This is a genomic window from Bordetella genomosp. 13 (assembly GCF_002119665.1).
Taxonomy (GTDB): domain Bacteria; phylum Pseudomonadota; class Gammaproteobacteria; order Burkholderiales; family Burkholderiaceae_B; genus Bordetella.
The window spans coordinates 506,176-525,536 of record NZ_CP021111.1 but is presented as its reverse complement, the minus strand read 5'-3'; the positions used below and the strand labels follow the sequence as shown (position 1 = coordinate 525,536).

Genomic DNA, 19,361 nt, shown 5'->3' with positions numbered 1-19,361 from the left:
ACCAGCCCCGGGATGACGGCCTGCGGCCCTTCGCTATGTCTTGGCCGATCGGTGCCGGCTGATGCTCATCAGGATGCCGTTGGCGATGCCCATGGTAAGCAGCGCGGTGCCGCCGTAGCTCATGAAGGGCAGCGGCACGCCCACCACGGGCAGGATGCCTGTGACCATGCCGACGTTCACGAACACGTAGATGAACATCATCATCGTCAGCGCCCCCGCCAGCAGGCGCCCGAACTGGGTGCTGCAGTTGTTCGCGATAGCCAGCCCCCGGGCGATCAGCAGCCCATACAAGACCAGCAGGGCCACGCCGCCATACAGGCCGAACTCCTCGGCATAGACGGCGAACACGAAGTCGGTGGTGCGCTCGGGGATGAAGTCCAGATGGGTCTGCGTGCCCTGCATGTAGCCCTTGCCGTACAGGCCGCCCGAACCCACGGCGATCATCGACTGGATGGTGTGGAAGCCCTTGCCCAAAGGATCGGAGCTGGGATTGAGCAGGGTGCAGACACGATGCTTCTGGTAGTCGTGCAGCACGACCCAGTCCACCTCGGGCGTGCAGAGGTGGTCTTCGTAATAGACCAGCGTGCCCAGTCCCACCACCGCGGCCAGCACGGCGGGAATCAGCAGCTTGAACGACAGGCCCGCGAAATATATGACGAAGAAACCGGCGCCGAACACGAGCAGCGCGGTGCCCAGGTCGGGCTGCAGCACGATCAGCCCGAAGGGCGCGGCCAGCATGGCGGCCGCGACGATGAAGTCGACGATGCGCACCGCCCCCTCGTGCCGCTGGAAGTACCAGGCCAGCATCATGGGCACGGCGATCTTCATCATTTCGGACGGCTGGATCCGCGTCACGCCGAGATTGAGCCAGCGCGTCGCGCCCTTGCTGGTCTCGCCGAAGAACTCCACGCCCAGCAGCAGCACCACACCGACGATGTAGAACGGCAGCGCCAGCTTCATCAGCACGTTCGGCGGCACCAGCGCCACGATCCACATGGCGATGAAGGCGAACAGGAAATTGCGCGACTGGTCGGCGAAGCGCCAATCGGTGCTGCCCACGGCCGAATGCATCACCGTGAGGCCCAGGCCGGCGAACAGCACGAGGATCAGCAGCAGCGGCCAGTCGAACGCCGTGACGACCCGCAGCAGGACCATGCCGAGGCGCTTCATCGATCCACTCCGGATCGGCCGGCCGCGGCCACCGTGGGCGAGCCGGGCCGGGCAGGCAGGGCCGCGTCGGCCGGCGGCGGCGCGGGCTTGGGCAGAGGGCCGGGCGTGACCGGCATGAGCGGCTTGGGTGCCCGCGCCGCCGCACGCGGGCGACCTGGCGCGTCGCCGCTGGCGGCGTTGGCGGGATCGGCGCCATCGGCTGCCGCCTCCCCCTGCGGCACGGCGGGCGCTTCGGCATTCTGCCCGGTCGCGCCGGCGCTGCGGGTCTGGCGAGCGGGGTTCAGCCAATAGTCGAATACCTTGCGCGCAACCGGCGCGGCCGCGCTGGCGCCCCAGCCGGCGTTCTCGACGATCAGCGCCACCGCGATACGCGGCCGGTCGACCGGCGCGAAGCCCATGAACAGGGCGTGATCGCGCAGCCGCTCGGACACTTCGGAGGCGCGGTACTGCGCGCCACGCAGGCTGAACACCTGCGCCGTGCCGGTCTTGCCGGCCGCCTGATAGGGCGTATCGGCAAAGGCGCGCCGCGCCGTGCCCGCCTTGACCACGTCGGCCATGGCGGCCTTGATCACGTCCACGTTCTGCTGCTTCAAGGGAATCTGATAATCGGGCGCCGTCTTGGTGCGCTCGGCGATGCCCGAACGCGGATCGCGCAGCGCATGCACGAGATGCGGCTTGCGATACAGGCCGTTGTTGGCCAGCGTGGCCGTGCCCTGCGCCAGCTGCAGCAGGGTGAAGGAGTTGTAGCCCTGCCCCACGGCCACGGAGATGGTCTCGCCGGCGTACCAGCGCTGCCGTTCGCGGTCTTTGTAGGCGCGGCGCTTCCAGTCGGTGGAGGGCAGTACGCCGGCCTTCTCGCCGTCCAGGTCGATGCCGGTTACCTGGCCGAAGCCGAACTGCTTGGCAAAATCATGCAGGGCGTTGACGCCGATCTCGGGCCCGAGCGAATAGAAGTAGGTGTCCGATGACACCACGATCGCCTTGTGCATGTCGGTCATGCCGTACGCGGCGCCCCCGGCGTTGCGAAAGCGCTGCCCGCCGAACTCGAAGTAGCCCGGATCGGGAAAGCGCTCGGTGGCGCTGCGCTTGCCCAGCTCGAGCGCCGCCAGCGCGACAAAGGGCTTGTACGTCGAGCCGATGGGATAGGTGCCGTACAGCGGCCGGTTGATCAGCGGATGATCCGGCGACTCGTTCAGCAGTTTCCAGTTCTCGGCGTCGATGCCGTCGATGAAGAGGTTGGGGTCGAACGAGGGCTGCGAGACGAAGGCGAGGATCTCGCCGGTATCGGGATCGATGGCCACCAGCGCGCCGCGGCGCCCCTGGAAGGCTTCTTCGGCAATGCGCTGCAGCGACATGTCGATGGACAGCATGATGTCCGAACCCGGTACGGGATCGATGCGGCGCAGCGTGCGCACTGGCCGTCCGCCCGCGGTGACTTCGACCTCCTCGAGGCCGGTGCGGCCGTGCAGGGCGCTTTCCCAGGACTTCTCGATGCCCTTCTTGCCGATGACCTCGGTGCCGCGGTAGTTGCCCGTCTCGCCGGCCTTTTCGAGGTCTTCGAGGTCGTTCTCGGCGATGCGGCCGATGTAGCCCACCACGTGCCCGGCGGCGGCGCCCTGCGGGTACTCGCGCACCCAGCGCGCGCGCAGTTCCACGCCCGGGAACTGGAATGCATGCGCGGCGAACCACGCCGCCTCGGTGTCGTTCAGGTTGTTGCGCAGGGTCAGCGTGGCATAGCGGCCCGATTCGCCAACCAGCCGCCGAAAGCGCCGCTGGTCGGAGGGGCTGAGATACACCACCGGCGCCAGCCGCTCGAACAGGTCGTTCAGGTCGCCGGCCTTGGCCGGGACGACGTCGAGCGTATAGGTACGGTAGTTGCGCGCGAGCACCTCGCCGTTGCGGTCGAGGATCTCGCCGCGCCGCGGCGGAATGGGCACCACCGCGATACGGTTGCGGTCGGCGCGTTCGGACAGGCCCTCATAGCGATCGACCTGCAGATACCAGAAACGCGCGACCAGCACGCCGAAGCAGACGATCGCAGCCAGCGCGCCCACCCAGGCGCGCAGGCGGAAGCGCTGCTTCTGCTGCTGACCGGTTTTCTTGAATTCGAACATCGCGCCTCCCGCCCGGCCTACCCGGCGGAAGATTCCACATCATCGAGGCGGCGCTGGGGCAACAGCAGCACCCATCCCACCATAGGCCAGACGGCCGCCGTCAGCAGCGCGCCCAGGGCCCAGTCCCAACCCGGCCAACGTCCCGCCAGCCACGCCAGCACGATCTGGGTGGCGAACTGGGCGCCGAGGAAGACGGGGAGCATATGCATGGCCTGGCTCCAGAGATCGAAGCGCTGCAGGCGACGATACAGGGCCACCGAACCATATGCGATGAGAGTATAGGCCAGCGCATGCCCGCCCAGCAGGCCGGCATCGTGCACGTCGATCAGCAGGCCGAAGACGAACGCGGCGACCAGGCCGACGCGGCGCGGCTCGTGCGCGCACCAGAAGGCGATGACCAGCGCCAGCACGTCGGGCGCGGCGGCCCACTGCCGCCAGGGCAGCAGCGACACCAGCCAGACCAGCAGCAGCGTGCCCCAGACGAACGCGCCGTGCGCCGGGTGCGCCAGGCGCTCGGGCTCGACGTTGCTGGGCATGCCGATGCGGCGCGCGCCCCGCGGGGAAGGATTATTGCGGTCCAACGACGTCGGCCTCCTGTCGGTTGGATTCGGCTTGCGCCACGTCGGCCTGCAGGACCAGGAAGTGCCGATAACGTTCGGGATGGGCCAGCGGCTCGGCCAGCGCGCGCGCGAAGCCCGACGCGGTATCGCGCTGGACGGCGGTGACTCGTCCCACCGGCAGGCCCGCGGGGAACAGCCCCCCCACGCCGCTGGTGACCATGGTGTCGCCCTCGCGGATGTCCGCGTTGGCCGCCAGGTAGCGCACTTCGATGGTACCCGGCGTGTTGGCGCCGAAGGCGATCAGTCGCAATCCGTTGCGCAGCACCTGCACGGGGATGGACACGCGCTCGTCGGTGACCAGCGCGGCCTCGGCCGTCATGGGAGTGACGCGCACGATCTGTCCGACCACGCCGCCTTCGTCGATGACCGGCATGCCGGCGGCCAGGCCGTCGCGGCTGCCCTTGTTGAACACCAGCCGCTGCTGGAAGGCATCGGGCGGTTCGTACAGCACCTCGACCACGGTGGCCGGCTGCGGCGCGTTGTCGGTGACGCCCAGCAGTCGGCGCAGCTGCGCGTTCTCGGCGGCCAGCTGCGCGGCATGCGAACTGACCTGGGCCAGTTCGATGCGCTGGCGCTGCAGCGCTTCGTTCTCGGTGCGGATGAGGTTGGCGGCGTTGACCCACTCGTCGACCTGTTCGGCCAGGTCGCGGGGCGCCATGACGGCGCGCTGGAACGGATAGAGCCCGATGGCGACCGCGCGGCGCACCGGCTCGAGCACGCGCAGCTGCGAGTCGACCACCAACAGCGCCAGGGCGAGCACGACCAGGACGGCGAGCCGCACCTCGGCCGGCGGGCCGCGCCGAAACAGCGGGGGGGTGGTCCCTTGTCGTTGCATGGATTCAGCCCGGACCGTGGCGCCCGCCACCGCCGCGCGCACCGGCGCGGGCGAGCCGCGCGCCGGCAAGCGGAACAGACTCAGTCGTTGATGAAGATGGCGCCCAGTTTTTCAAGGTGTTCCAGCGCCTCGCCGCAGCCGCGCACCACGCAGGTGAGCGGATCGTCGGCCACCACCACCGGCAGGCCGGTTTCTTCCTGGAGCAGGCGGTCGAGGTCGCGCAGCAGCGCGCCGCCGCCGGTCAGGGCGATGCCCTTGTCGGTGATGTCGGCGCCGAGTTCGGGCGGCGTCTGTTCCAGGGCGATCTTGACGGCCGACACGATCTGGTTGAGCGGATCGGTCAGCGACTCGAGGATCTCGTTGGACGAGACCGTGAAGCTGCGCGGCACGCCTTCGGCCAGGTTGCGGCCCTTGACCTCGATTTCGCGGACCTCGGACCCGGGGAATGCGGAACCGATTTGCTTCTTGATGAGTTCGGCGGTGGGTTCGCCGATGAGCATGCCGTAGTTGCGGCGGATATAGTTGACGATGGCCTCGTCGAACTTGTCGCCGCCCACGCGCACCGAGCCCTTGTAGACCATGCCGCCCAGCGAGATGACCGCCACTTCGGTGGTGCCCCCGCCGATGTCGACGACCATCGAGCCGCTGGCGTCGGAAACCGCCAGGCCCGCGCCGATGGCCGCGGCCATGGGCTCTTCGATGAGGTACACGTGCGAGGCGCCGGCGCCCAGCGCCGATTCGCGGATGGCGCGGCGCTCGACCTGCGTGGAGCCGCAGGGGACGCACACGATGATGCGCGGGCTGGGAGCCAGCATGTTGCGCGGATGGACCATCCGGATGAACTGCTTGAGCATCTGCTCGGTGACGGTGAAGTCGGCGATGACGCCGTCCTTCATGGGGCGGATGGCCTCGATGTTGCCGGGAACACGCCCCAGCATCTGCTTGGCCTCCTGGCCGACCGCCTGGATGATTTTCTTGCCGTTGGGGCCGCCTTCGTGGCGGATGGCAACGACCGAGGGTTCGTCCAGCACGATGCCCTTGCCTCGGACGTAGATGAGCGTGTTGGCGGTACCGAGGTCGATCGCCATGTCGCTGGAGAAATAACTGCGCAGGAATCCGAACATGAGAGATCAGCGAGATTCAGAAATTAGGGTCACGTAGAGTGCTCAGGTAGCGCTGCAGGGACTGCTGGGTGCCAGTCTGTCAGACTGCTTTTGCGCGCCCGGCCGGCCGCCGTATTTGCCGGACGTACAATGGCCTCGACGATTAAACCGTGAATCATAACTTATAATTTCACGGGAAATAGCGTAAAAAAGCGGCCTATTCAAGGTTTGTAACGGGTCCGGCCTGTACATACTGTCCCGCCGACCGCGCGTCGCCCCGGCGCCTTCTCACCTTCCATTACGTCCCATGGACCTCAACGAACAAGACGTGGCCCGCATCGCACGGCTGGCCAGAATCGAATTGACCCCCGAACAGCGCGGTCGCGCCCAGCAAGAGCTCAACGGCATCCTGCACCTCATCGAGCGCCTGCAGGCCGTCGACACCCAGGGTGTCGAGCCGCTGGCCCATCCGCTGTCCGCCCACGAGGACGTGGTGCTGCGCCTGCGCGAAGACGCCGTGTCCGAGCCGGTCTCCGAGGCGCGGCGCGACGAGCTGCTGGCCAACGCGCCCGACGCGCAGTCCGGCCTGTTCCTGGTTCCCAAGGTCATCGAATAACCCATGTCGACTTCCTCACTGCACAACGAGTTCGGCGACATCGCCAGCCTGCGCGAGGCCCTGGCGCAGCGCCGCGTCAGCGCGGTCGAGCTGGCCGGCAGCGCCCTGGCCGCCGCCGAGGCCGCCGCCGGCCTCAACGCGTTCCTGCACATCGATCCCGAACTGACCCTGGCGCAGGCCGCGGCCGCCGATGCCGCGCTGGCGTCCGGCAACGCGGGGCCGCTGGCGGGCATTCCCATCGCCCACAAAGATGCCTTCGTCACCCGCGGCTGGCGCACCACCGCCGGCAGCAAGATGCTGAAGGACTACGTCAGCCCGTTCGACGCCACCGTGGTGCAGCGCCTGGGCGAAGCGGGCGCCGTTTCGCTGGGCAAGCTCAACTGCGACGAATTCGCCATGGGCTCGGGCAACGAGAACTCCGCCTTCGGCCCGGCGCGCAATCCGTGGGACCCGGCCGCCGTGCCGGGCGGGTCCTCCGGCGGCTCGGCGGTGGCCGTGGCCGCCCGCCTGGTCGCTGCCGCCACCGGCACCGACACCGGCGGCTCGGTGCGGCAGCCCGCCTCGCTGTGCGGCGTCAGCGGCATCAAGCCCACGTACGGCACCGTATCCCGCTACGGCATGGTCGCCTTCGGCTCCAGCCTCGACCAGGCCGGTCCGCTGGCCCGCTCCAGCCGCGACCTGCTCGAACTGCTGGACGTCATGGGCGGCTTCGACCCGCTGGACGCCACCAGCCTAGAGGCCTGCGACGGCGTGCCCAACCAGCCGGGCCGCGTGCGCGCCGCCTTCGTCGCCGCGCAGCAGGATTTCGACGCCGCCGGCAGCCAGCCCCTGAAGGGACTGCGCATCGGCGTGCCGCAGGAATTCTTCGGCGCCGGCCTGGCGCCCGACGTGGCCGCCGCGGTCGAGGCGGCGCTTGTGCAGTTCGAAGCCATGGGCGCCGAGCGCGTGGCCATTTCGCTGCCCCGCACCGAACTGTCCATCCCCGCCTATTACGTCATCGCCCCCGCCGAGGCCTCCAGCAACCTGTCGCGCTACGACGGCGTACGCTACGGCCACCGCGCCGCGCAGTACGGCGACCTGGCCGAGATGATCAGCCGCTCGCGCGCCGAAGGCTTCGGCGACGAGGTCAAGCGCCGCATCCTCATCGGCACCTATGTGCTGTCGCACGGCTACTACGACGCGTATTACCTGCAGGCGCAGCGCCTGCGCCGCATGATCGCGCAGGACTTCCAGCGCGCCTTCGCCGACCGGTGCGACGTCATCATGGGGCCGGTGGCTCCATCGGTCGCCAAGAACATCGGCGACAACCGCGATGACCCCACCGCCGACTGGCTGGCCGACATCTACACGCTGGGCGTCAGCCTGGCAGGCCTGCCCGCGATGTCGGTGCCGTGCGGATTCGGCGGCGACAACGCCGCGCTGCCCCGCCCGGTGGGCCTGCAGATCATCGGCAATTATTTCGACGAAGGCCGCCTGCTGGCCATTGCCGACCGCTACCAACAAGTCACCGACTGGCATGAACAGGTGCCCCCACGCTCACTGCGTTCGCTGCCCCCCGAGGGGGCCGCCAGCGCCTTGGGGCGGCCCGGCGGCGCTGATGGACAGCCCCCACGCTCACTGCGTTCGCTGCCCCCCGAGGGGGCCGCCAGCGCCTTGGGGCGGCCCGGCGGCGCTGGCACCCCTTCGATGCAGGGAATCTAAGATGGATTGGGAAATCGTCATCGGCCTGGAAACGCACACGCAGCTTTCCACCGACTCCAAGATCTTCTCGGGCAGCAGCACCCGGTTCGGCGCCGCGCCGAACACGCAGGCCAACGTGGTCGACCTGGCGCTGCCGGGCAGCCTGCCCGTGATGAACCGCGGCGCGGCCGAGCGCGCCATCCGCTTCGGCCTGGCCGTGGGCGGCACGGTGGCGCCGCGCTCGGTGTTCGCCCGCAAGAACTACTTCTACCCCGACCTGCCCAAGGGCTACCAGATCAGCCAGTATGAACTGCCCGTCGTGCAGGGCGGCTCCATCTCGTTCTTCGTCGGCGAGGAAGAGAAAACCGTCAATCTGACGCGCGCCCACCTGGAAGAGGACGCCGGCAAGTCGCTGCACGACGACTACTCGCTGGCCGACGGCCGGCCGGGCAGCGGCATCGACCTTAACCGCGCGGGCACGCCGCTGCTGGAAATCGTCACCGAACCCGAGATGCGCTCGGCCGCCGAGGCCGTGGCCTACGCCCGCGCGCTGCACAGCCTGGTGGTGTGGCTGGGCATCTGCGACGGCAACATGCAGGAAGGCTCTTTCCGCTGCGACGCCAATGTGTCGGTGCGGCCGCGCGGCCAGAAGGAATTCGGCACGCGCACCGAGATCAAGAACGTCAACTCGTTCCGCTTCCTCGAGCGCGCCATCCTGTTCGAGGCCCGCCGCCAGATCGAACTGATCGAGGACGGCGGCACGGTGGTGCAGGAAACCCGCCTGTACGACGCCGACCGCGACGAGACCCGCAGCATGCGCAGCAAGGAAGACGCGCACGACTACCGTTACTTCCCCGATCCCGACCTGCCTCCGCTGGTCATCTCGCGCGAGTGGGTCGAAGAAGTGCGCGCCGCCATGCCCGAACTGCCCGCCGCGCTGCGCCAGCGCTTCGAGGCAGACTACGGCCTGTCGGCGTACGACGCCGCGCAGCTCACCGGCAGCCGCGCAATGGCCGCCTACTTCGAAGCCGTGGCCGGCGCCCTGCCCCAGGGCCAGGCCAAGGTGGCCGCCAACTGGGTCATGGGCGAGGTCGCCGCCACGCTGAACCGCGAAGAGAAGGACATCTCGCAGGCGCCCGTGCAGGCCCCCGCGCTGGCGGCGCTGCTGGGCCGCATCCTGGACGGCACCATCTCGAACAAGATCGCCCGCGAAGTCTTCGCCGCCATGTGGGCCGGCGAGGAAGGCGGCCAGCCCGACGCCATCATCGAGGCGCGCGGCCTGAAGCAGATCAGCGACACCGGCGCCATCGGCGCCATGATCGACGAGGTCCTGGCCGCCAACCCGGCCATCGTGGCAGAGTACCGGGCCGGCAAGCAGAAGGCATTCAACTCGCTGGTCGGCCAGATCATGAAGGCGGCCAAGGGCAAGGCGAATCCGCAGCAGGTGAATGAACTGCTCAAGCAGAAGCTCGACGCCTGAGCGTAGCGGCTTCGAGATGCCAGCGGGCGGCCAGACGGCCGCCCGTTGCTTTGGTTCAGTGAAAGCCCGCCCGGCCGTTGTTTCCCGGGTTCACTTCACCCCGATCTGCCACGACACCCCGAACCGGTCCTGCACCCATGCATAGCGGCGGTTGAAGGGATACTGGTCCAGCGGCATCAGCACGCCGCCCTCTTCAGACAGCGTCTGGTACAGCGTATCCACCTGCTCGTCGGTGTCGCAATCGATGAACAGCGACATCGAAGGCGTGAAGGTGAAATCATGCACCGGCGGGCTGTCGATGCACCGGACCTGCTGGCCGTTCAGCTCGATGACCGCATGCTGCACGGTGCCGCGCGCGCCGGGGCCTTCATCGCCGTAGTAGTCGATGGACACGATGCGCGAGTTCGGTATGGCGCGCACGTACAGGTCGATGGCCGCCTTGGCTTCGCCGACGAACATCAGAAAAGGCGTGATCTGCATGGCACTGCTCCCTGGATGGGGCAGCCAGGCCTGCAGTCCCGACTGCCGGAAACCATGGAGCGGCGACTGGCCGCTCCCTGGGAAAATCCGGCCCGCGCGCCGCTCAGGCGACGCCGTACTTCGCGCGGTACGCAAGCACCGCGTCGCGGTTCTCGGCGAACTGGGCGTCCTGCTGCAGCAGGCCCAGGATGTCGTTCAGGTTGGCGATGCTGACCACCGGCATGCCGTAGGTGCGCGCCACGTCTTGCACCGCCGAGTGCGGCGACAGCGCGTCGTCCGGGCCCGCGCGCTCCATGCGGTCGAGCGCGATCAGCACGGCGGCAGGCTGCGCGCCCGCCGCGCGGATGATCTCCACCGACTCGCGCACCGAAGTGCCGGCGGTGATGACGTCGTCGATGATGACCACGCGGCCGGCCAGCGGAGCGCCGACCAGCGTGCCGCCTTCGCCGTGGTCCTTGGCTTCCTTGCGGTTGAACGCGAAGGGCACGTCGCGGCCTTGCATGCCGGGATGCCCGGCAAGCGCCACCGCGGCGGCCGTGGCCAGGGGAATGCCCTTGTAGGCCGGGCCGAACAGCATGTCGAAGCCCACGTCCGAGTCCAGCAGCGCCTGAGCATAGAACTGCGCCAGCCGGCCGACCGAGCGGCCGCCGTTGAACAGACCCGCGTTGAAGAAATAGGGGCTGATACGACCCGACTTGACCTTGAAGCTGCCGAAGCGCAACACGCCCTCATCCAGGGCGAAGCGTACGAAATCGGCGGAAGTGGCGGAGGAAGGGGTGGCGGCCATGCAGGATCCGTGTGCGGTTCTGGAAATTCCTCCATTATCCGCGATCCGGCTGCCTACGGCGCGGCGGCATGGTCGGCTCGGTTAAAGTCGTGGGTTGGCGTGCCCACTCCGGCCCGCGCCCACGCGGCGCCGCGGCCGGTCCAGACGACAGGAGTTTTCCGTGCTGCGTATTACCTCGATCAATCTCAACGGCATCCGCTCGGCCTTCCGCAAGGGCCTGCAGCCCTGGATGGCGACTCACAATGCCGACATCCTGTGCCTGCAGGAGATCAAGGTATCCCACGAGGACCTGACGGACGACCTGCGTCACCCGCCGGGCTACAACGGCCATTTCTGCCACGCCACCAAGAAGGGCTACAGCGGCGTGGGCATTTACCTGAAGCAGCCCGCCGAGCGCGTCGCCACCGGGCTGGGCTGCGAAGAATTCGATCCCGAAGGGCGGGTCATCCGCGCCGATTGGCCCGGCCTGTCGGTCATCAGCGCGTACCTGCCGTCCGGATCCAGCGGCGACGAACGCCAGCAGGCCAAGTACCGATTCCTGGACCGCTTCGCGCCCTGGCTGGACGCCGTGATGGACGAGCACCGCAGCACCGGCCGCGAGTTCGTCATCTGCGGCGACTGGAACATTGCCCACAAAGAGATCGACCTGAAGAACTGGAAGGGCAACATGAAGAATTCGGGCTTCCTGCCCGAAGAGCGCGCCTGGCTTACGGACGTGTTCGACAAGCGCGGCTTCATCGACGTGTTCCGCCAGCTGGACGACCGGGCGGACCAGTACACCTGGTGGAGCAACCGCGGCCAGGCGTGGGCCAAGAACGTGGGGTGGCGCATCGACTACCAGATCGCCACGCCGGGCATCGCGGCCAAAGCCAAGGCCACCGCCATCTACAAGGACGAACGCTTCAGCGACCACGCGCCCCTGACCGTGGACTACGACTGGACGCTGTAGCGCTCAGTGCGCCAGCGCGTATACCCGCAGGCGATGGCCGTCCGGATCCAGGGCCAGGAAAGTCCGTCCGAAGTCCATATCGGTGGGCTGCTGCGCGATGCAGACGCCGCGCTCGGTCCATCGCGCATGCACGTCATCCACTTGCGACACGGACTCCACGGGGATGCCGAGCTCCACGCCGCCGGCGAACGCCACCGGCCGTGGCTGCACCGTATGCCGGGCCCAGAGGCTCAGCGTCAGGCCCGAATGCAGCGTGAACATGACGAATCCGGGACTGGTTTCAGCGGGCGGTATGTTGAGCAGGCTGGCATAGAAGCGGCCGCTGGCCTCGGGATTGTCGACATACAGCAAGACGTGATTGGGGTGTTGCATGGCGGGACGCCTCCTGCGATGAATGACCGCGGGATGATAGGCACCGATGCTGCCAGTTTCCGGCAGCATCAATCGGCCGGGGCCCGTCCCTGGTCGCGCTGGTTCCAGTCCGCCATCAGGGCATGCCGGCTGCGCGGATAGCGGGCCTCGAGCACCGTGGCCGCGGCGATGCGATCGACGCGGAAGTGGCGAAAGTCCTGCCGCAGCTCGCACCAGCACAGCACGATGCGCACACTGTCGAAGAACGCCAGCCCGAACGGCCAGATGCGCCGCCGCGACTGGACGCCGGCGGCATCGCGGTAATCGATGTCGAGCTTGCGCTCGGCGCGTATGGCCTGACGCACCACCGACAGCTCGATGCCGTCCGGCGGGATCGCTTCGCCGGGCGGCGCCACGAACAGGGTCGAGGTATCGAGCCCCGCCCGCAGCTCGTCGGGCAGTACCGCCGCGATGCGGGCCAGCGCATTGCGCGCCGCGTCGCGCAGGCGATGATCGGTGCGCCCGGCCACCCAGCGCGAGCCGAGCACCAGGGCCTCGATCTCGTCCTCGGTGAACATGAGCGGCGGCAGCATGAACCCGGGACGCAGCACATAACCCACGCCGGGCTCTCCGTCGATGTGCGCGCCCTGCGCCTGCAACGTCGCGATGTCGCGATACAGCGTGCGCAGACTGACGCCGACCTCCGCCGCCAGCGCCCGCCCGCTGACGGGCAAGCGATGACGGCGCAGGACCTGCAGCAACTCGAAGAGGCGCTCGGAGCGAGACATGGCGCGCATGCTACGCCAATATCGCCCGGTCCGATCGGTCTCGTACAAACGAACACCACATGCCTTGAACCGTGCCGGGTGACCGGCGTGCGGAAGGCGGCAGGCGCTACGAAATCCACTTCGCTGCAAGTGTCCGCACCAGCCGCCGCCACGACTCACGTTCCCCGACAAAATAGACATTTCGTTTCAAGGCCATAACCGTTACATCGATCTTCCCTGCGTAGAATTTATCGGGACGCACCAGCTGTTGCGTGCGTCGCATCCCTGACCCCCTCTCGGAGAAGAAGATGGCTACCACGGAAGGTCAAGAGCACACCCCGCTGAAGCGGGTCATGGGCCCGAAACTGCTGCTGCTTTTCATCATCGGCGACATCCTGGGCACGGGCGTGTATGCGCTGACCGGCCAGGTGGCCGCCGAAGTGGGAGGCGCGGCCTGGCTGCCGTTCCTGGTCGCTTTCGCGGTGGCGCTGCTCACCGCGTTTTCCTATCTCGAACTCGTCACCAAGTATCCCCGCGCAGCCGGTGCGGCCTTGTACGTGCACAAAGCCTTCGGCGTGCACTTCCTCACCTTCATCGTCTGCTTCACGGTGATGTGTTCCGGGTTGACGTCGGCTTCCACCGCCTCGAACGCCTTCGCGGCCAATCTGTTCAGGGCGATGGGCATCGAGGCCGACAGCGGCCTCATCACGCTGGGCGCCGTCGGGTTCATGCTGCTGGTCATGATCATCAACTTCCGCGGGGTGTCGGAAAGCGTGAAGGCCAACGTGGTGCTGACCCTGATCGAGCTCAGCGGCCTGCTGCTGGTGATCGGCCTGGGCTTCTACGCCATCGCCGGCGGCCAGGCCGACTTTTCGCGCGTCGTGGCTTTCGACACGCCCGAGGACAAGAGCGTGTTCCTGGCCGTCACGTCGGCCACCGCGCTGGCCTTCTTCGCCATGGTCGGCTTCGAGGACTCGGTGAACATGGCCGAGGAAACGCACGACCCGCACCGCATTTTCCCCAAGGTGATGCTGACCGGCCTGGGCATCACGGCCGCCATTTACGTGCTGGTGTCGATCTGCGCGGTGGCGCTGATTCCGGTGGGCGAACTGGCGGCCAGCTCGACGCCGCTGGTGCTGGTGGTGCAGCGCGCCGCGCCCGGGCTGCCCATGGACACCATCATGCCCATCATCTCGATGTTCGCCGTGGCAAACTCGGCGCTGATCAACATGATGATGGCCAGCCGGCTGCTGTACGGCATGTCGCGCCAGGGCGTGCTGCCCACGTTCCTGGCCCGCGTGCACGAGCGCACGCGCACGCCATGGGCCGCCATTCTGTTCACGACCGCGCTGGCGGTGGCGCTTATCGTGCTGGTGTCCAACACCGACTCGCAGGCCATCCGGGCGCTGGGCGGCACGACCGCGCTGCTGCTGCTGGGCGTGTTCGCCTTCGTCAACGTGGCCGTGCTGGTGCTGCGGCGCGACCGCGTCGAGCACGAGCACTTCCGCATCAATACGGTGTTTCCGTGGCTGGGGGCGATCGCCTGCGTTTTCCTGGTGACGCCGCTGACGGGCCGCGACGTCATCCAATACCAGGTGGCGGGCTGGCTGCTGGCTTTGGGCGTGGTGATGTGGGGCGTGACGCTGCTGACACATCGCAAGGAAGCGCCGCACCTGGATCCCACGAAGTTGAACGAAGATTGAGCTGAAGTGGATTCCGGCGGCGGGGCGCGCCGCACAAGAAAACGGGCGGCGCTTCCATGAAGCGCCGCCCGTTTCGCGTACCTAGCCGGGAATCAGAAGATGTGGCGCATGCCCACCGCCGCGCCCACCTGGCTGCTGCCGCCCGGGATTTCGCTGCGTGCGGCGTCGCTGACCTTGTTGTAGTCGACGGTGCCGTACAGCTGGGTGCGCTTGGACAGGGCGTATTCGGCCACGCCGACCAATGCCCAGCGGCGGCCCTTGTCGCCCTCTTCGACCACGTTCTTGCTGCGGTCGTAGTATGCGGCGCCGGTGATCGCCCATGCGCCCGTGGCTTGCCACGTAGCGCCCAGGAAGAAGCCGTCGTCCTCGCGTTCGAGTCCGGCGCCGCCGTCCGCGTTGCCCATGACGGCGTTGACCCAGCCGGTTTCATCGCGGCCATTGAGGTAGCCCGCGAACAGCTTGACGGCGTCGATCTTGTAGGCGACGTTGATGTTCCAGACGCGCTGGTCGAGATCCGAGTCGCTGGAAGAACGCGAGAGCTGGTAGCCGCCGCCGATCTGGAAGGGGCCGGCCGTGTAGGACAGCGTGCCGCCGTACTGCTGGCCCAGCTTGCGGTTGCTGAAATCTTCGCCGGCGGAGCTGTCGGAGTTGAACGAATACTGCAGGATGACGTCCAGGCCATTCAGCAACTTGTCGTTGCGATAGCGCACGGAGTTGTCGCTGCGCGCGCGCGACATGGCGACGGGCAGCCAGGAGTTCTGGTCGTAGTTGCCGACGGTGAGGGGATCGTACGTGTCGGCCAGCAGGGTGAACAGCGGGGTGTCCTGGCGGCCCAGCGAGACGGCGCCGACGCTGCCTCCGTCCAGGCCAACGTATGCCTGGCGGCTGAACAGGCGGTTCGAGTCGGAGCGCTGGCCGTTCTGGACGTTGAAGCCGTTTTCCAGACGGAAGAAGGCCTTGTTGCCGCCGCCCAGGTCTTCGACGCCGCGCAGGCCCCAGCGGCTGCCGGAAATCGCGCCGTTGTTCATGCCGATGCGGCTATGGCCCTCGTCGTCACCGTTGTTGAGATAACGGATGCTGATGTCTGCGATGCCGTAGAGCGTCACGCTGGTTTCGGCGTGAGCGGCGCCGGCAAACGCGGCGCCCGCGAGCACGCCAGCCGACATCACGGCCGGGACGAATCGCTTCATGGGTACTTCTCCTCTTTTTCAGGCCTGGTGGGCCCCACATTTTCTTGGTGTGCCGTTCGGATCGAACGCGCCTTGCACGGATCGTGCTGGCGGTCACATTACCACTGGCTGTTACAGATTGACGCCGGGGGAAACCCGTAAACGGGATCAATTCACCCCTGTGCGCTCCAGTTCGCCGATCTCCCTGCGGCGTAAATGCAACAGTGCCAGCCCGGGCAGCGCGATCGCCACGGTCAGGAGGAAGAAGCCCGGCCAGCCCAGGGACTGGACCAGGGGCGGAGTGAGCGGGCCGGCCAGATACGTGCGGCCCACCGCCGACAGGGCCGACAGCAGCGCGAACTGCGTGGCCGAGAATTGCTGCCGGCACATCGCCATCAGCAACCCCACGAAGGCCGCCGTGCCCATGCCGCCGCACAGGTTCTCCACGCCGACGGCCGCGCCCATCAGCCAGATGTTGCGCGGACTGACCGCGATCAGCCAGTACGCCAGATTGGACACGGCCTGCAGGAGTCCGAACGCCAGCAGCGAGCGATACAGCCCCCAGCGCGTCATCAGGCTGCCGCCGGCCAGCGCGCCCACGATGGTGGCGGCCAGGCCCATCACCTTGTTGACCTCGCCCACCTCGGCCGCCGAGAAGCCGGCTCCGCGAATCAGGAAGGTAGTGGACAGCGCGCCGGCAAACGCGTCGCCCAGCTTGTACAGCACGATCAGCAGCAGCATGCTCATCGCGCCGGGACGGCCGAAGAACTCGCGGAACGGTTCCACCACGGCCTCGCCCAGCGTGCGGGCCGGCTTGACGGGCGTTTCGGGCTCGGGGGCCCACAACGTGGCCAACGTGCAGGCCAGCATCAAGGCCCCCATCAGCACATATGTGCTGCCCCACCCCAGCCAGCGCGCGGCGAGCACCAGCGCCAGGCCGCCCGACACGAGCATCGCCAAGCGATAGCCCAGCACCTTGACCGCCGCGCCCGCGCCGCGTTCTTCCTTGCGCAGCACATCGGTGCAATACGCGTCGAAGGCGATGTCCTGCGATGCCGACAGCAGCGCCACGAAGACGGCCAGCAGCGCCAGCGGCAGCAGCGCGCTGGAAGGAGACAGCAGGCCCATGGCCATGATGGTGGCGGCCAGCAGCAGCTGCGTCAGCAACATCCAGCCGCGGCGCCTGCCCAGCAGCGGCGGCGCATAGCGGTCGATGAGGGGAGCCCACAGGAATTTGAGCGTGTAGGCGCTGCCCACCAGCGTGAGAAAGCCGATCTGCTGCAGCGAAATATTCTCGACAGTGGCCCAGGCCTGCAGCGTGCCGCTGGTCAGCGCCAGCGGCAGTCCGCTTGCAAAACCCAATGCCAGCAGCGGCGCCACGCGGCGGCTGAGATACACCTTGCCCGCGGTGGGCGCTTCTGCATCAGCGATGGTCAATCTCCGGAGATGAAGGGCCGGCGCGGCGCCGGCCCGGTTCCGGCATATTACTGAATGACGCGGGCCGGGGTGGCCACTTTGGTAAAATGCCGGTCTTCAAGAAAGAAACGCGCAGCGCGGTGGCTCAAAGGCGATATCCGATGGCAAACGTCGGATGCCAAACATCGGATGCCAAACATCGGGTGGCCAACATCGCGCCAAGCGGGTACCGCGGTTCGACATGCCCTGAACGAGATTCCTCTCGCGGGCAAGCGGCCGCACCGGGGGAGATGGTTCATTCGGCCGGCGATCCGGTCGAGTCAAAGCAGCAGCCCTGTCAGGGCCTTCATCCCCCCGGAGCATCACCAAATTGCCTTCGAAATCCCATGCTGACGCGACCGCTCGCGACAGCCGCAAGCCTTTCTTCACCCGCCGCCGCTTCCTGGGCACCGCGCTGGGCGCGGGCGCCGTCGCGCTCGGCTACGACTACCTGACCGACGACCAATACCGCGCCGAACAAGCGGATCGCAGCGTGGACGTGCTGCTGATCGGCGGCGGCATCATGAGCGCCACGCTGGGCGTCTACCTGTCCGAACTCGAGCCCGACTGGTCCTTCGAGATCTTCGAACGCCTCGACGACGTGGCGCAGGAAAGCTCCAACGGCTGGAACAACGCCGGCACCGGCCACTCGGCCCTGTGCGAACTGAACTACACGCCGATGGACGTCAACGGCAACGTGCAGATCACCAAGGCGATCGAGATCAACGAGCAGTTCCAGATCTCCCGCCAGTTCTGGTCGCACCAGGTGCGCCGCGGCGTGCTGGGCGCGCCGCGCCAGTTCATCAATTCGACGCCGCACATGAACCTGGTCTGGGGCCAGAACAACGTCGACTTCCTGCACAAGCGCTTCCAGGCCTTGCAGGCCAGCCCGCTGTTCGCCGGCATGCAGATCACGACGGACCCGGCCCGGATCGCCGAGTGGGTGCCGATCATGATGCAGGGCCGCCAGCCCGGCCAGACGCTGGCCGCCACCCGCTCGCCGTTGGGCACCGACGTGAACCTGGGCGAGATCACGCGCCAGTTCTACGGCCACCTGGCCGGCTCGTCGAGACTGAAGCTGTCCACCGGCCATGAGGTGCGCTCGATCACGCGCAATGCGGATGGAACGTGGCGCGTGTCGGCCTTCGACATGAAGGACGATTCGAAGGTCCAGACCGTCGACGCGCGCTTCGTGTTCATCGGCGCGGGCGGCGCCGCGCTGCCGCTGCTGCAGTTGTCCGGCATTCCCGAGGCCGGGCAATACGGCGGCTTCCCGGTGGGCGGCGCCTTTCTCGTCACCGAATCGCCCGAGATCGTCTCGCGCCATCTCGCCAAGGTGTACGGCATGGCCGAGACCGGCTCGCCGCCGATGTCGGTGCCGCACCTGGATACGCGTGTGCTCGACGGCAAGACCGTGCTGCTGTTCGGGCCTTTCGCGACCTGGTCCAGCAAGTTCCTGAAGGAAGGCTCGTACTTCGACCTGACCGCCTCGCTGACGCGCGAGAACATCATTCCATCGATGCAGGTGGGCATGCACGAGTTCGCGCTGGTCAAATACCTAGCGCAGCAGCTGTCTTTGTCCAAGGAAGAACAGATGGACGAGTTGCGCCGCTACATGCCCGAGGCCCGCGATGAAGACTGGCGCCTGTGGCAGGCCGGCCAGCGGGTGCAGATCATCAAGAACGAGCCGGGCAAGGGCGGCGTGCTGAAGCTCGGCACGGAGATCGTGATGGCCGAAGACCGCTCCATCGCGGCGCTGCTGGGCGCGTCGCCCGGCGGCTCCACCTCGCCCGCGATCATGCTGTCGCTGCTCGAACGCGCCTTTCCGGATCGCGTGAAGACGCCCGCGTGGCAGGAACGGCTGCACCGGATCATCCCGAGCTACGGCCGCAAGCTGAACGAAAATCCCGAGTTGTTGGCCAGTGTGTGGCGAGACACCGAAGAGGCCCTGCAACTGGCGATTCCCTCGCCCAGCCTGGCGGGCGTGCAGGCCGGCGCCGCCGCGCCGCAGAATCCGGCCGCGGTGCCGAAGGTGTCGGACATACAGCTGTGATGCGCTTGCCCGCGCTTCGGCGCGGGCAA

Annotated in this window: 17 protein-coding genes; 6 read left to right on the top strand and 11 right to left on the bottom strand. The window is 67.6% G+C overall.

The window, feature by feature from the left end; genetic code table 11:
* Nucleotides 1-33: 33 nt before the first annotated feature.
* The 5 genes from rodA to CAL15_RS02360 all read right to left on the bottom strand — a co-directional run bounded on the left by rodA (nucleotide 34) and on the right by CAL15_RS02360 (nucleotide 5,863).
* Complete coding sequence (gene rodA, locus CAL15_RS02380; RefSeq protein ID WP_086077167.1) at nucleotides 34-1,170, bottom strand: rod shape-determining protein RodA; 1,137 nt, start codon at nucleotides 1,168-1,170, stop codon at nucleotides 34-36.
* Nucleotides 1,167-3,284: a penicillin-binding protein 2 gene (gene mrdA / locus CAL15_RS02375; protein WP_086077166.1), complete on the bottom strand. Its 2,118-nt coding sequence runs from the start codon at nucleotides 3,282-3,284 to the stop codon at nucleotides 1,167-1,169. Before mrdA ends, rodA begins: the two co-directional genes overlap by 4 nt.
* 17 nt (nucleotides 3,285-3,301) lie before the next feature.
* Nucleotides 3,302-3,820: a rod shape-determining protein MreD gene (gene mreD / locus CAL15_RS02370; RefSeq protein ID WP_086080883.1), complete on the bottom strand. Its 519-nt coding sequence runs from the start codon at nucleotides 3,818-3,820 to the stop codon at nucleotides 3,302-3,304.
* 31 nt (nucleotides 3,821-3,851) lie between these two features.
* Nucleotides 3,852-4,739 carry a rod shape-determining protein MreC gene (gene mreC, locus CAL15_RS02365; RefSeq protein ID WP_086080882.1) on the bottom strand — a complete coding sequence of 296 codons (888 nt, stop codon included), beginning with the start codon at nucleotides 4,737-4,739 and terminating at the stop codon, nucleotides 3,852-3,854.
* 80 nt (nucleotides 4,740-4,819) lie between these two features.
* Complete coding sequence (locus CAL15_RS02360; RefSeq protein ID WP_086077165.1) at nucleotides 4,820-5,863, bottom strand: rod shape-determining protein; 1,044 nt, start codon at nucleotides 5,861-5,863, stop codon at nucleotides 4,820-4,822.
* Between the two features lie 286 nt (nucleotides 5,864-6,149).
* Between CAL15_RS02360 and gatC the strand changes: the two genes are divergently transcribed.
* The 3 genes from gatC to gatB are packed head-to-tail and all read left to right on the top strand — an operon-like array spanning nucleotide 6,150 to nucleotide 9,618.
* Complete coding sequence (gatC, locus tag CAL15_RS02355) at nucleotides 6,150-6,458, top strand: Asp-tRNA(Asn)/Glu-tRNA(Gln) amidotransferase subunit GatC (RefSeq protein WP_086077164.1); 309 nt, start codon at nucleotides 6,150-6,152, stop codon at nucleotides 6,456-6,458.
* Nucleotides 6,459-6,461: 3 nt separating this feature from the next.
* Nucleotides 6,462-8,159, top strand: coding sequence for an Asp-tRNA(Asn)/Glu-tRNA(Gln) amidotransferase subunit GatA (gene gatA, locus CAL15_RS02350; protein ID WP_086077163.1), 1,698 nt, complete (start codon nucleotides 6,462-6,464; stop codon nucleotides 8,157-8,159).
* A 1-nt stretch (nucleotide 8,160) separates the two neighbouring features.
* Nucleotides 8,161-9,618, top strand: a complete 1,458-nt coding sequence (gatB, locus tag CAL15_RS02345; RefSeq protein WP_086077162.1) for an Asp-tRNA(Asn)/Glu-tRNA(Gln) amidotransferase subunit GatB — start codon at nucleotides 8,161-8,163, stop codon at nucleotides 9,616-9,618.
* A gap of 90 nt (nucleotides 9,619-9,708) precedes the next feature.
* Here gatB and CAL15_RS02340 read toward each other — a convergent pair whose 3' ends face one another.
* Nucleotides 9,709-10,098 carry a VOC family protein gene (locus CAL15_RS02340; protein ID WP_086077161.1) on the bottom strand — a complete coding sequence of 130 codons (390 nt, stop codon included), beginning with the start codon at nucleotides 10,096-10,098 and terminating at the stop codon, nucleotides 9,709-9,711.
* A 103-nt stretch (nucleotides 10,099-10,201) separates the two neighbouring features.
* Entirely contained in the window at nucleotides 10,202-10,885 is a 684-nt protein-coding gene (gene pyrE, locus CAL15_RS02335) for an orotate phosphoribosyltransferase (RefSeq protein WP_086077160.1), read from the bottom strand.
* A gap of 160 nt (nucleotides 10,886-11,045) precedes the next feature.
* Here pyrE and CAL15_RS02330 point away from each other — a divergent pair, with 160 nt between their 5' ends.
* On the top strand, nucleotides 11,046-11,834 hold the full coding sequence (locus tag CAL15_RS02330; protein ID WP_086077159.1) for an exodeoxyribonuclease III: 789 nt from the start codon (nucleotides 11,046-11,048) through the stop codon (nucleotides 11,832-11,834).
* Nucleotides 11,835-11,837: 3 nt separating this feature from the next.
* On the opposite strand, the gene CAL15_RS02325 is transcribed toward CAL15_RS02330, so the two are convergent.
* Both CAL15_RS02325 and CAL15_RS02320 read right to left on the bottom strand, forming a co-directional pair.
* Nucleotides 11,838-12,206: a VOC family protein gene (locus CAL15_RS02325; protein ID WP_086080881.1), complete on the bottom strand. Its 369-nt coding sequence runs from the start codon at nucleotides 12,204-12,206 to the stop codon at nucleotides 11,838-11,840.
* A 68-nt stretch (nucleotides 12,207-12,274) separates the two neighbouring features.
* On the bottom strand, nucleotides 12,275-12,973 hold the full coding sequence (locus tag CAL15_RS02320) for a helix-turn-helix transcriptional regulator (protein WP_086080880.1): 699 nt from the start codon (nucleotides 12,971-12,973) through the stop codon (nucleotides 12,275-12,277).
* Nucleotides 12,974-13,260: 287 nt separating this feature from the next.
* Here CAL15_RS02320 and CAL15_RS02315 point away from each other — a divergent pair, with 287 nt between their 5' ends.
* Nucleotides 13,261-14,655, top strand: a complete 1,395-nt coding sequence (locus CAL15_RS02315) for an APC family permease (protein WP_086077158.1) — start codon at nucleotides 13,261-13,263, stop codon at nucleotides 14,653-14,655.
* Between the two features lie 92 nt (nucleotides 14,656-14,747).
* On the opposite strand, the gene CAL15_RS02310 is transcribed toward CAL15_RS02315, so the two are convergent.
* Nucleotides 14,748-15,845: a porin gene (locus tag CAL15_RS02310; RefSeq protein WP_086077157.1), complete on the bottom strand. Its 1,098-nt coding sequence runs from the start codon at nucleotides 15,843-15,845 to the stop codon at nucleotides 14,748-14,750.
* Between the two features lie 147 nt (nucleotides 15,846-15,992).
* A complete protein-coding gene (locus CAL15_RS02305) occupies nucleotides 15,993-17,255 on the bottom strand; it encodes a muropeptide transporter (protein WP_198299218.1) in 1,263 nt (420 codons plus the stop codon).
* 439 nt (nucleotides 17,256-17,694) lie between these two features.
* On the opposite strand from CAL15_RS02305, the gene mqo reads away from it, so the two are divergent.
* Nucleotides 17,695-19,332, top strand: a complete 1,638-nt coding sequence (gene mqo, locus CAL15_RS02300) for a malate dehydrogenase (quinone) (RefSeq protein ID WP_198299217.1) — start codon at nucleotides 17,695-17,697, stop codon at nucleotides 19,330-19,332.
* Nucleotides 19,333-19,361 lie beyond the last annotated feature (29 nt).